Genomic DNA, 12196 nt, shown 5'->3' with positions numbered 1-12196 from the left:
CACCCACCCCCCGGCACCCGCACCCCGCCCCCGCTCCGGTACCCCCCCCAGGTCCGGAGCGGGGGCGGTGCCCGTTCGCGGCCCGGCCTGCCCGGCCCGGCCCGGCATGGACAGGGACGCCTAGACCTCCACCAGCACCTGGTCCAGGGACTTGCGGACCAGGTCCGGGACCTCGCAGTCGTCGGCCGGGTAGCCGACCGGTACGACCGCGAAGGCCCTCTCGTTCTCCGGGCGGTCCAGGACCCGGGCGAGGAAGCGCATCGGGCTCGGCGTGTGGACCAGCGCCGCCAGCCCCGACAGGTGCAGGGCGGACAGCAGCATGCCGACCGCGATGCCGACCGACTCGTCGACGTAGTAGTGCTTGTGCTTCGTGCCGTCCGCGCCGAGCCAGTAGCGCTGCTGGAAGACCACGATCAGGGCCGGGGCGTCCGTGAGGTGGGACTTCACGGCGTCCGTGCCCAGCGGACGCAGGGCGGCGAGCCATTCCTCGCCGAGCCGGCCGTCGTAGGAGAGCTCCTCCTCCTGCTCGGCGGCCGCGCGGATCCGGCGGCGCACCTGCGGGTCCTTGACCAGGACGAAGGTCCAGGGCTGCTGGTGCGCGCCGGAGGGGGCGGTCGCCGCACAGGCGACGGCGTCCCGCACGACCTGCTCGGGCACCGGGTCGGGGGAGAAGTGCCGTACGGTGCGCCGTTCGTCCATGCGGGCGCGCAGGCCGGCCGCGCGCGCGAGGGACCGCGCGGCCGGCATCCGCTCCGGGCGGTAGGGGGCGGGACGGTAGGGCTGTCCGTGGACCGGGGTCCACTGCGGGGTATCGGGCGACATGCAGCGAGTGTGCGGAGCCGGACGGGCGCGGGGCCAGGACCGCGCCGGCCGATCGGTGGCCGGGAGGCACCGGTTGCGCGACCGGTGGGCGGACGCCCCTCTCACGAGCCGGAGACGCTGGGCGCGCCCGACTCGATGTGGCCGGTGTAGCGGCGCGACCAGGTGCCGTCGGAGTCGGCGAGGACCGTGAAGTCGTACCAGCCGCCGCTGTAGGCGACCGCGTTGAAGTGGTCCTCGCGCGAGGAGTTCGCAGGGACGGTGTAGGTCCACGGGCCGTCGGTGCGGTAGGCGTTCGAACGGATGGTGAAGGTGACCGACGAGGCCGAGGTGTTCGCCATCCTGAAGTAGAGCGCCGTCTTGCCGGTGCCGGGCTCCACGGCGAAGCGGGCCGCCACCTCGACCGCCTTGCCCGCCCTGGACGCGTCGCCGGTGAAGCGCCGCAGGAAGCGGTTGGGGCCGTACATCGAGATGTCGTACTTGCCGGAGCCGCTGCCCGTGCCGATGTTGAAGTAGTCCGTCGAGGTGGTGCCCGGGTCCACCGTGTACTGCCAGGCCGCCGTGTCCCGGTGCTGGTGCGGGTGGATCGAGAAGTGCGCCGCCCGCTTCGCCTCCGCCCCCTGGTTGGTCATCGAGAACCAGGCCAGGATCTTGCCGGCCGCGCCGAACTCGAAACGGTCCAGATTGCCGTTGACCTGGTACGGAAGGGCTCGCGCCGGGCGGGTGCCGGGCTCCTGCGCCGGGAGGGCGTTGTCCTGGGGCGCGGGGTTGGGCAGCGGGCCGCAGGTCGACTGGCCGATCACCTTGGCGGTGGACGGCAGGCCCGCCGGGACCCCGCGGACCGGGTGCGCGAAGTCGAAGACGCCGGTCAGGTCACCGCTCACCCTGCGGCGCCAGGCGCTGATGTTCGGGCAGGCGGCAGGGGTGCCGAGGGCGGCCGTCCACGTCTCCATGAACCGCAGGACCGACGTGTGGTCGAAGACCTCGGAGCTGACCCAGCCGCCCCGCGTCCACGGGGACACCACGATCATCGGGACGCGGAAGCCGAGACCGATCGGGACGCCGTCCAGGTACTCGCCGGGCGTCCCGGGCGGAGCGACGGGCGGCGGCACGTGGTCGAAGAAGCCGTCGTTCTCGTCGTAGTTGAGGAACAGCACGGTCGAGTCGAAGACCTCGGGGTCGGCGGCCAGCGCCCGGTAGACCAGGTCCACGAAGTGCGCGCCGTCGCCCGGCGGGGCGTACGGGTGCTCCGAGAAGGCCTCGCTCGCCACGACCCAGGAGACCTGGGGCAGGGTCCCGGCGACGACGTCGGCGCGGATGGCCGCCGCGATGTCGTCCGGGGTGGAGCCGGTGACCTTGGGGACCGAGCCCATGCCGCGGTCCCACAGGGGGTCGCCCGGGGCGGCGTCGGTGAACTTCTTGAAGTAGGCCAGCCCGTTGTCCCCGTAGTTGTCCTGGGCGTTCTGGTAGACCTTCCAGCTCATCCCCGCCCGCTGGAGGGCCTCCGCGTACGTCTCCCACGTCAGCCCGGACTCGTCGCCGCCGTCCTTGCTGGCGGCGTCGACCCTGCCGCTCCACAGGAAGGTGCGGTTGGGGCCGGTCGCGCTGAGCGTGGAGCAGAAGTAGGCGTCGCAGACGGTGTAGTTGTCGGCGAGCCCGTAGTGGAAGGGGATGTCCCCGCGGTCCAGGTAGCCGAGGGTGCGGGTGTTGCCGACACCGAGGACCCAGTTGTCCATCCGGCCCTTGTTCCAGGCGGCGTGCTGCGAGGACCAGCTGTGCGGCAGGTCCCCGTTGCACTGCGCCAGCGTCTCGCCGTCGGCCCCGCCCGCCGGCGGGGTCGCGCTCAGCTTCCACGGGTACTGGCGGCCACCCCAGTTGGGCTGGTTGAAGGTGCCCCAGCCGCCCGGGATGTTGCCGGCCGCGCGGTCACCGAAGCCGCGGACACCCTTCAGCCGCCCGAAGTAGTGGTCGAAGCTGCGGTTCTCCTGCATGAGGACCACCACGTGCTTCACGTCGGCGATCGTGCCGCTCGCGGCGGCCGCCGCCGAACCGGCCGTCGCCCCCGGCAGGGTCGCCCCCGTCACCAGCCCGGCGCCGATTCCCACGAACCCTCTGCGGCTGATCGGTGTCACTGGCCACTCGCCTCCAACCCGCGTGCCCCACCGGCACAATGACGGCAAGAGTGGCGGCGCCCGGCCCAGAGGTCCACAGCCGCGCGGTAAGAGTTCGGTGAACTTCCGGGTGGCCGGAATCAACCGCCGATCCGGACGAGCATCTTGCCCACGTTGTCCCCGCCGAGCATGCCCAGGAAGGCCTCCACCGTGCGATCGAACCCCTGCACCACGGTGGTGTCGGTGCTGATCCGGCCACTGCGCAGATGCGGGACGAGGAAGTCCTCCAACTCGTCCTGGAGACCGGTGTGATTGCTGACCAGCACCCCTTCCAGGCGGAGCGACTTGTGCACGACCTCGAAGAGGTTGCGGGGCGCGGCGGGGGAGCGGTCCCCGTTGTACATCGAAAGGCCGCCGACCCAGGCGATCCGGCCGTACTCGCGCAGGACATCGATGGCGCCCTCCAGATGATCCCCGCCGACGTTGTCCACGTAGACGTCGATGCCGCCACCGGACACCGCCGCGGCCTCGGCGAGCTGCTCCCCGACCGGGCCGTCGTGGTAGTCGAAGGCGGCGTCGAAACCGAGGGTCCCGGTGAGGTGGCGGACCTTGGCGGCGGAACCCGCGCTGCCGATGATCCGGCGGGCGCCGAGCAGCCGGGCGATGTGGCCGGTGGCGGTGCCGACCCCGCCCGCGGCGGCGGAGACGAAGAGGTCCTCGCCCGCCCGCAGCGCCGCGGTCCGGGTCAGCGCGGCGTACGCGGTGAGGCCGGTGCCGCCCAGGATGGAGAGGTACGCCTCCAGCGGGACGCCCTCGTGACCCCGCAGCCTGCGCGTGCCGCCCCGGCCGAGGGTGACCAGGGAGTGGGTGCGCCAGCCCTCGCGGTGGAAGACGAGGTCACCCTCCGCCAGGCCCGGGTCGCGGGAGGCCGTCACCCGCCCCACCGTGCGCCCCTCCAGCGGAGAGTTCAGCTCGAATCCGCCCTCGCGGCCGTCCATCAGCCCCCGGTGGTAGGGGTCCACCGAGAGCAGGATGTTCTCCACCAGGGCGGTTCCCGGCGCCGGCTGCGGGACGGGGAAGGAGGTGCGGGCGAAGTCGGTGGCGGCGGGGAAGCCGGCGGGGCGGGCGATCTGGTGGACGGCGTGCGCGGTCTTCGTGGTCATGGCCCAGACGCTAGGAAGGAATCCGCAGCCCGGGCAGGGGGTTGCGTTCATGGAAGACGCACGTCCATGAACGACGCTCATAGAACGAGGTGGGGGCCCCGGTGTCCGAACTCCTCCCGCAGGAACTGCGGATCCTCATCGCCGTCGCGGAGTCCCGCGGGTTCTCCGCGGCGGCCGCTGCGCTCGGTCTCAGCCAGTCGGCCGTCTCGCACTCCGTGCGCGGCAGCGAGGCCAAGCTCGGCGCCGTGCTCTTCGAGCGCGGGCGGACGGGTGCCACGCCCACCCCGGCGGGGGAGCGGGCCGTCGGTCACGCCCGCCGGATCCTGCGGCTGTACGAGGTGATGGGCGCGGAGGCACGCGGCGCGGGCCCGGCCGCACCGGGCCGGGGTGCCCCGGCGGGGGTGGTGCGGATCGCGGCCTTCCGCAGCGCGGTCCTGCACCTGCTGCCGCCCGTCCTGGAGCGGCTCACCGCCCGCCACCCCGGTATCCGCCCCGAGGTGCGGGTGGTGCGCGAGCTCGGCGCCGGCGCCGCCGGTGAGGTCGCCGCCGGCCGCGCCGATCTCGGGATCGCGACGCTGGACGGGCCCGGGGAGCCGGGGCCCGGCCTGCTGAGCGGGATGCTCGTGCGGGAGGCGTACGCGCTGGTCCACCCGGCCGGGCACCCGGACCCGAAGGCGCTGCCGCTGCTCGACTGGGACGAGAACTGCGGCTCCCGCACCCGCGCGTGGTGGCGGGCCCAGGACTGGCTCCCGCCGGCCACCGTGAAGGCCGAGGACGACGGCATGGTGCTGACCATGGTCGGCCGCGGGCTCGGCATGGCGATCCTGCCGGAGCTGTCGCTGCGCGAGGCCGGGGAGTCGGTCGAGATCACCGGCCTCGGCCCGGACGGACCGGTGCGGCACGTGGGTTACATCACCACCCCGCAATTGGCTGCCACCCTCACCGTGAGGGCCCTGATCAGGGAACTTCGGTCCGAGAAGGGGGAAAACGACACGGCGCGGAGGCGACTTCCGTGGGGTTGACCGTCTCAGATAGTAGGAAGTCCGAGTAATTGCGGAGACATACAGCGGGACCTGGCCTAGCTTTGTAGGAGCCGAACGTCTCGCCGATCCGGCGAATGGCGGTCGAGAGCGCGCGCCCCTGGCAGGCAACCCCTGCGGCGCACCGCTCCCCGCCTCTTCCGGCGCCTTGAAGGAACCCCTCATCCGTGGCCCCGCCACGCCGTGATCTCAAGGAGTCGATCCACATGACCCCCACCACCGCTGCCGTCCGACGCGTCCGCCACTCCTCCACCGCCGACGCCGACCGCAAGAACGCCGCCGCGGCCCTCCAGCGGGCCCTCGACCGCCGTGACAACGGCGGAGCGACCGGCCACTGACCACGCTGCGGCCCGGACGTATTGCGTCCGTGCGACGCCCGGACGGCTCCACTCGGGTCCATACGGGTCCATACGGGTCCACATGATGGACGCAATATGTCTGAGGGCTGGGACAGGGAGTACGGTTTCGCCATGTCGACCAGCATCAATCTCGCAGTGATCCCCGGTGATGGCATCGGCCAGGAAGTCGTGGCTCAGGGCCTCAAGGTCCTTACCGCGGCCCTGCCCCAGGATGTGAAGCTGGAGACCAAGGAGTACGACCTCGGCGCCCAGCGCTGGCACCGCACCGGGGAGACCCTCCCGGACGCGGAGCTCGAAGCCCTGGGGCACCACGACGCGATCCTGCTGGGCGCCATCGGCGACCCCTCGGTCCCGTCCGGCGTGCTGGAGCGGGGGCTGCTGCTGAAGCTGCGCTTCGCCTTCGACCACTTCATCAACCTGCGCCCCTCGAAGCTGTTCCCGAACACGGTCACCCCGCTGGCCGGCCGTCCGGAGATCGACTTCGTCGTGGTCCGCGAGGGCACCGAGGGCCCGTACACCGGCAACGGCGGCTCGCTGCGCACCGGCACCCCCGCCGAGGTGGCCACCGAGGTCAGCATCAACACCGCCTACGGCGTGGAGCGCGTCGTCCGTGACGCCTACGAGCGGGCCAACGGGCGTCCGCGCAAGAAGCTGACGCTGGTCCACAAGAACAACGTCCTCGTCTACGCGGGCCACCTGTGGAAGAACACCTTCGACAGGGTCGGCCGGGAGTACCCCGAGGTCACCACCGACTACCTGCACGTCGACGCCGCGACGATCTTCTTCGTCACCCAGCCCGAGCGCTTCGACGTCATCGTCACGGACAACCTCTTCGGCGACATCCTCACCGACCTGGCCGCCGCCGTGACCGGCGGGATCGGCCTGGCCGCCTCCGGCAACATCAACCCCACCGGCGCCTTCCCGTCCATGTTCGAGCCCGTCCACGGCTCGGCCCCGGACATCGCGGGCACCGGCAAGGCCGACCCGACCGCGACGGTCCTCTCCGTCGCCCTCCTGCTGCGCCACCTGGGCCACGAGGCCCAGGCCGCCCGCATCGAGGACGCGGTCAGCGCCGACCTCGCGGAGCGTGACGGCACCTTCCGCTCCACGGACGCGATCGGCGATGCCCTCGCCGCCCGAGTAGCCGGCTGACCCGGCAGCTCCACCTCCCAAGAGCCGCCGGGTCGCCACCAACGGACCCGGCGGCTTCTCCTGTGCGGCCCCGGGTGCCACCATCTCCCCTGGGCCGCAACATCCCCGTTTCTCCGGACCCCCCTCGCGCGCGATAATCGAACGCGAGGCCGCGGAATACGGGTAGCTCGGACGTCCTGGTACGCATGAGCGCGGTCCGCCATACACAACGGTGAAGGACAAGCACTCATGACGACGCCCACGATCGAGCTCAAGCCCTCCTCGAACCCGCTGTCCGACGCGGAGCGCGAGGCGATCCTGGCCAGCCCCGGCTTCGGCCGCCATTTCACCGACCACATGGTGACGATCAAGTGGACCGAGGGCCGCGGCTGGCACGACGCCGAGCTGGTCCCCTATGCGCCGCTGGCCATCGACCCGGCCAACATGACGCTGCACTACGCGCAGACGATCTTCGAGGGACTCAAGGCGTACCGCCAGCCCGACGGCACCGTCGCCACCTTCCGCCCCGAGGCCAACGCCGAGCGCTTCCAGTCCTCCGCGCGCCGCATGGCGATGCCGGAGCTGCCGGTGGACCTGTTCATCGCCGCCTGCGACGCGCTCATCACGCAGGACCGCGCCTGGGTCCCGGACTCCGGTGAGGCCTCCCTGTATCTGCGGCCCTTCATGTTCGCCTCCGAGGTCGGCCTCGGCGTCCGCCCGGCCAACGAGTTCCTCTTCATCGTCATCGCCTCCCCCGCCGGCGCGTACTTCCCCGGTGGCGTCAAGCCCGTCTCGGTCTGGCTCTCCGAGGAGTACGTCCGCGCCGTCAAGGGCGGCACCGGCGCCGCCAAGACCGGCGGCAACTACGCGGCCTCCCTCGTGGCCCAGGCCGAGGCCGCCTCGCACGGCTGCGACCAGGTGGTCTGGCTGGACGCCGTCGAGCACCGCTGGATCGAGGAGATGGGCGGGATGAACCTGTACTTCGTGTACGGCGACCGCATCGTCACCCCCGAGCTGACGGGCTCCCTCCTTCCCGGCATCACCCGCGATTCCCTCCTCACCATCGCCCGCGACCTCGGCTACACCGCCGAGGAGGGCAGGCTCACCACCGAGGACTGGCAGCGCGACAACGAGAACGGCACCCTCACCGAGGTGTTCGCCTGCGGCACCGCCGCCGTCATCACCCCGGTCGGCTCGGTCAAGTCCGGGCGGGCGAGCTGGACCCAGGGCGACGGCGAGCCCGGCCCGGTCACCATGCGCCTGCGCAAGGCCCTCCTGGAACTCCAGACCGGCCACTGCGCGGACCCGCACGGCTGGATGCACCCGCTGGGCTAGCCGCGCCCGCCCCCGTACGCAGGAAGGCTCGCACCCCGGAACCGGGGCGCGAGCCTTCCTGCGTACGCGCGTCGCGTACAGGCGTGGTGCGTACGGCCGGTCAGGCGGCCACCGGCTCCTCGGCGGGAGCGGCCGCCGGGGAGGTGCGTGCGGTCAGGGCCGTGTAGAGGAGCCCGCCGGCCAGGCCGGACAGGACGAAGGAGCAGTCCACGCCGCCGGTCAGGGCGAGCAGCGGACCCTCGTAGAAGGGGGTGGCCACGGCGAGCAGGCCCACTGCCGCGCCGACGGCCCAGGAGAGGGTGGCAGGGGCGTTCCAGCCGCCGCGGTACCAGTAGACCCCGCCCACCGAGCGGCGGTTGAAGACCTGGAGCGCGTCGGCGTCGTACCGCCCGCGGCAGCGCGCGTGGCCGATCAGGGTGATCACGGCCCACGGGGTGCCGATCGCGGTGAGCAGCAGGACGAAGGAGGTCATCGCGGACTGCACGTCCCACTCGAAGGACCCGAAGAAGACGAAGGCGGTCGCGACGAGCGCGGCCATCACGGTGGCCCTCGTACGGGTGGCCCCCGGCACGATGGCGTCGAGGTCGAGGCCCATCGAGTAGAGCATCAGCCCGGCGTTGCCCACCGAGCCGGCCGCCGCGGCGACGAGCAGCGGGACCAGGTACCAAAGCGGCGCGGCGGCCACGAGCGGCCCGGCGTACTCGGCGCCGGCCCGGGCGGCGAGCGCGGTGTAGGTGCCGAAGAGCTGCGGTACCAGCAGTCCGGCGAGCAGGCCCAGGGCCGTCGCCAGGAGCACGGTGCGGGAGTTGTGCCGGCGGGGGGAGATGTAGCGGGTGTAGTCGCCGAGCAGGGTGATGAAGGCGACGGGGCCGCTGAGGCCGGCCGCGACGGCGGCGAGCAGCCAGGTCGGCCAGAAGGAACCCAGCAGGTAGGCGGTGTCGGGCGGAGCGGCCGTGGTGAAGTCCCCGGCGTAGGCGAGGACGCCGGCGCCGAGCAGGACCACCATGCCGATGGACAGGACTTTGGCCATGCGCAGCAGCAGCCGGTAGCCGAAGACGGCCCCGACGACGGTGCACGCCGCCAGGGCGCCGTACATCACGGCCCGCAGGGCGCCGGTGTCCGCCGGCCCGGTGAGCCGGGACAGCACGCCGGCCATCACGTCGCCGCCGATCCACAGGGTCAGCGCGGTGTAGCCCAGCGACAGCAGCAGGCCCACCACCGAGCCGACGAGGCGGCCGCGCACACCGAACTGGGCGCCGCTGGAGGTGGAGAGGTTCGTGGCGGTCCGCAAGGAGACCAGCGCCAGCGGCGCGGTGAAGGCGATGCCGGCGAGCGTGCCGGTCACGATGGCGGTGACCGAGGGCCACAGGCCCAGTCCGAAGGACGGGGGGAGCCAGCCGAACACGATCACGCCGAGGCAGAGGTTCGAACCGAGCAGGATCGAGATCAGGTCGCGTGGACCGCTCGTCCGCTCCTCCTCGGGGATGGTGTCGACTCCGCGCTGTTCGATGGGCATAGGGGGACTCCCTTGGCAGGGCGGGGGGTGGTCGCGCAATGTTTGAGCGACATTCAATGTGACGCACGCCCTGGTCGCAGGTCAATGATTCCGTGCCCATGAATCAACAGTTAGAGTGATGCTCTAACCCATCGACTCGTAAGGTGGTGGATCGGCGTGCGGCTGACCCCTACGGAGCGCGACCGCCTGCTGCTGCGCAGCGCGGCGGAACTGGCCAGGGCCCGGCGGGCCCGGGGCCTGAGGCTCAATGTGCCGGAGGCCACCGCGCTGATCGCGGACACGGTCTGCGAGGCCGCGCGGGACGGCAAGCGGCTGGCACAGGCCATCGAGGAGGCCCGCGGCGTACTGGGCCCGCACGACGTCCTGCCGGGCGTGGCCGACGTGGTCACCGAGGTGCACGTGGAGGCCGTCTTCGACGACGGATCCCGCCTCGCGGTGGTCTCGGCCCCCATCCGGGGCGCGACGCCGCTCGGCGACGACGCCCCGGGCGCGGTCCTCCCCGGCCCGGGCGCCCCCCAACCCGAGCCGGTGCTCCGCCTGCGGGTGCGCAACACCGCCCCCGTGCCGGTCAGTGTCACCTCCCACTTCCACTTCTTCGAGGCCAATCCGCGCCTCGACTTCGACCGCGCCGCGGCCTACGGGATGCGCCTCTGCGTGCCCGCGGGCTCCTCCGTACGGTTCGATCCGCACGGCGAGGGCGAGGTGGGGCTGGTCCCGATCGGCGGAGACCGCATCGCGATCGGCTTCGCGGGCCTGGTCGACGGGCCGCTGGACACGCCCGGCGCCAAGGCGCTGGCGCTGACCCGGGCGGCGGCCTGCGGATACCTCGGCGCGAACCCCGGGACCCCCGCGCAGGCGCCGGACCCGGCGCACGCACCGCACCCGGACGCCCCCGCAGACCCGCCCGCCCCGCAGACCCACGGCCCGGCCGGCCACGGCGACGCCACCGGCCCGGAAGGAGCGCGGACGTGAGCCGCCAGACCCCGCACAGCGACCACAGCGCGCACTGCGCACCCGGCAGCCGGCACATCGACCCCCACGAGTACGCCGCCGTCTTCGGCCCTCGCGCCGGGGACCGGGTCCGCCTCGGCGACTCGGGGCTCACCGTGCGCGTCGAGCACGACGCGCAGAAGCCGGGCGACGAGTTCCTGGCGGGCTTCGGCAAGACCGCCCGGGACGGCCTGCACTTGAAGGCCGCGGCCGTCCGCGAGACCTGTGACGTCGTGATCAGCAACGTCCTGGTCATCGACGCCGTCCTCGGCATCCGCAAGGTGTCCATCGGCATCCGCGAGGGCCGTATCCACGCGGTCGGCCGGGCGGGGAACCCCGACACCCTCGACGGCGTGGACGTCGTCGTCGGCACCGGCACCTCGATCGTCTCCGGCGAGGGTCTGATCGCCACCGCCGGCGCCGTCGACACCCACGTCCACCTGCTCTCCCCGCGGATCATGGAGGCTTCCCTCGCCGCCGGTGTCACCACGGTCATCGGCCAGGAGTTCGGCCCCGTCTGGGGCGTGGGCGTCAACTCCCCGTGGGCGCTGCGGCACGCCTTCAACGCCTTCGACGCCTGGCCCGTCAACATCGGCTTCCTCGCCCGCGGTTCCTCCTCGGACGCGGCCCCGCTGGTGGAGGCCCTGGCCGAGGGCGGAGCGAGCGGTTTCAAGGTCCACGAGGACATGGGCGCGCACACCCGCGCGCTGGACACCGCGCTGCGGGTGGCCGAGGAACACGACGTCCAGGTCGCCCTGCACAGCGACGGCCTCAACGAGTGCCTCTCCGTCGAGGACACCCTGCGGGTCCTGGACGGCCGCACCATCCACGCCTTCCACATCGAGGGCTGCGGCGGCGGACACGTTCCCAACGTGCTGAAGATGGCGGGCGTGGCGAACGTCATCGGCTCCTCCACCAACCCGACGCTGCCCTTCGGCCGCGACGCGGTCGCCGAGCACTACGGCATGATCGTCTCCGTCCACGACCTCAAGCCCGACCTGCCCGGTGACGCCGCCATGGCCCGCGACCGGATCCGCGCGGGCACGATGGGGGCCGAGGACGTCCTGCACGACCTCGGCGCCATCGGCATCACCTCCTCCGATGCCCAGGGCATGGGCCGCGCCGGCGAGACCATCCGCCGGACCTTCGCCATGGCCGCCAAGATGAAGGGCGAGCTGGGCCCGCTGGCGGGCGACGGCGAGGGCGACGACAACGCCCGCGTCCTGCGCTACATGGCCAAACTGACCATCAATCCGGCCCTCGCCCACGGCCTGGCCCACGAGATCGGCTCCATCGAGGTCGGCAAGCTCGCCGACATCGTGCTGTGGCGCCCCCAGTTCTTCGGTGCCAAGCCCCAGCTGGTCCTCAAATCGGGTTTCCCCGCGTACGGAGTCACCGGCGACCCCAACGCCGCCACCGACACCTGCGAACCCCTCGTCCTCGGACCGCAGTTCGGCTCCTACGGGGCCACCGCCGCCGACATCTCCGTCGCCTTCGTCTCGGCCGCCGCCGCGGCCCTCGGCAGCGACGAGATGCCCACCCGCAGGCGCCGGGTCGCCGTCCGCGGCACCCGAGGCATCGGCCCCGGCGACCTCCTCCTCAACTCCCGCCTGGGCGCGGTCGACGTGGACGCGCGCAGCGGCCTGGTCCTCCTCGACGGGGAACCGCTGCGCTCCGAGGCCGCCGAGGCGGTCTGCCTGAACCGCCTCTACTTCCTGTAAGTCCGCCCCTA

General features: G+C 72.5%; 10 protein-coding genes. 6 read left to right on the top strand and 4 right to left on the bottom strand.

What is annotated here, in order from left to right:
* Positions 1 to 120: 120 nt before the first annotated feature.
* The 3 genes from AMK16_RS08345 to AMK16_RS08335 form a co-directional block, all read right to left on the bottom strand.
* Complete coding sequence (locus AMK16_RS08345) at positions 121 to 822, bottom strand: nitroreductase family protein (RefSeq protein ID WP_073911174.1); 702 nt, start codon at positions 820 to 822, stop codon at positions 121 to 123.
* A 101-nt stretch (positions 823 to 923) separates the two neighbouring features.
* Positions 924 to 2951: a phosphocholine-specific phospholipase C gene (locus tag AMK16_RS08340; protein WP_073911173.1), complete on the bottom strand. Its 2028-nt coding sequence runs from the start codon at positions 2949 to 2951 to the stop codon at positions 924 to 926.
* A 119-nt stretch (positions 2952 to 3070) separates the two neighbouring features.
* Entirely contained in the window at positions 3071 to 4093 is a 1023-nt protein-coding gene (locus AMK16_RS08335; protein ID WP_073911170.1) for an NADP-dependent oxidoreductase, read from the bottom strand.
* A 101-nt stretch (positions 4094 to 4194) separates the two neighbouring features.
* Between AMK16_RS08335 and AMK16_RS08330 the strand changes: the two genes are divergently transcribed.
* The 4 genes from AMK16_RS08330 to AMK16_RS08320 all read left to right on the top strand — a co-directional run bounded on the left by AMK16_RS08330 (position 4195) and on the right by AMK16_RS08320 (position 7958).
* Positions 4195 to 5115: a LysR family transcriptional regulator gene (locus AMK16_RS08330; protein WP_073911169.1), complete on the top strand. Its 921-nt coding sequence runs from the start codon at positions 4195 to 4197 to the stop codon at positions 5113 to 5115.
* A gap of 224 nt (positions 5116 to 5339) precedes the next feature.
* On the top strand, positions 5340 to 5471 hold the full coding sequence (locus AMK16_RS38055; RefSeq protein ID WP_107417083.1) for a hypothetical protein: 132 nt from the start codon (positions 5340 to 5342) through the stop codon (positions 5469 to 5471).
* Positions 5472 to 5603: 132 nt separating this feature from the next.
* Entirely contained in the window at positions 5604 to 6644 is a 1041-nt protein-coding gene (locus tag AMK16_RS08325; protein WP_073913413.1) for a 3-isopropylmalate dehydrogenase, read from the top strand.
* A gap of 228 nt (positions 6645 to 6872) precedes the next feature.
* Entirely contained in the window at positions 6873 to 7958 is a 1086-nt protein-coding gene (locus AMK16_RS08320; RefSeq protein ID WP_073911166.1) for a branched-chain amino acid aminotransferase, read from the top strand.
* A 100-nt stretch (positions 7959 to 8058) separates the two neighbouring features.
* On the opposite strand, the gene AMK16_RS08315 is transcribed toward AMK16_RS08320, so the two are convergent.
* Positions 8059 to 9474 carry a cytosine permease gene (locus AMK16_RS08315; protein WP_073911165.1) on the bottom strand — a complete coding sequence of 472 codons (1416 nt, stop codon included), beginning with the start codon at positions 9472 to 9474 and terminating at the stop codon, positions 8059 to 8061.
* A gap of 156 nt (positions 9475 to 9630) precedes the next feature.
* Here AMK16_RS08315 and ureA point away from each other — a divergent pair, with 156 nt between their 5' ends.
* Together ureA and AMK16_RS08305 are read left to right on the top strand one after the other, a co-directional pair.
* Entirely contained in the window at positions 9631 to 10446 is an 816-nt protein-coding gene (gene ureA / locus AMK16_RS08310) for an urease subunit gamma (RefSeq protein ID WP_073911163.1), read from the top strand.
* Positions 10447 to 10502: 56 nt separating this feature from the next.
* Positions 10503 to 12185: an urease subunit alpha gene (locus AMK16_RS08305; protein WP_073913409.1), complete on the top strand. Its 1683-nt coding sequence runs from the start codon at positions 10503 to 10505 to the stop codon at positions 12183 to 12185.
* Positions 12186 to 12196: the final 11 nt, after the last annotated feature.

The organism is Streptomyces sp. CB00455 (assembly GCF_001905445.1).
In the GTDB taxonomy this organism is placed as follows: Bacteria; Actinomycetota; Actinomycetes; order Streptomycetales; family Streptomycetaceae; genus Streptomyces.
This window is presented reverse-complemented; position numbering and strand designations above follow the sequence as displayed.

Excerpts from the sequence above, each read along its gene's own strand:
- AMK16_RS08345 (WP_073911174.1), bottom strand. The coding sequence starts at position 822 with ATGTCGCCCGATACCCCGCAGTGGACCCCGGTCCACGGACAGCCCTAC.
- AMK16_RS08335 (WP_073911170.1), bottom strand. The coding sequence starts at position 4,093 with ATGACCACGAAGACCGCGCACGCCGTCCACCAGATCGCCCGCCCCGCC.
- AMK16_RS38055 (WP_107417083.1), top strand. The coding sequence starts at position 5,340 with ATGACCCCCACCACCGCTGCCGTCCGACGCGTCCGCCACTCCTCCACC.
- AMK16_RS08325 (WP_073913413.1), top strand. The coding sequence starts at position 5,604 with ATGTCGACCAGCATCAATCTCGCAGTGATCCCCGGTGATGGCATCGGC.
- AMK16_RS08320 (WP_073911166.1), top strand. The coding sequence starts at position 6,873 with ATGACGACGCCCACGATCGAGCTCAAGCCCTCCTCGAACCCGCTGTCC.
- AMK16_RS08315 (WP_073911165.1), bottom strand. The coding sequence starts at position 9,474 with ATGCCCATCGAACAGCGCGGAGTCGACACCATCCCCGAGGAGGAGCGG.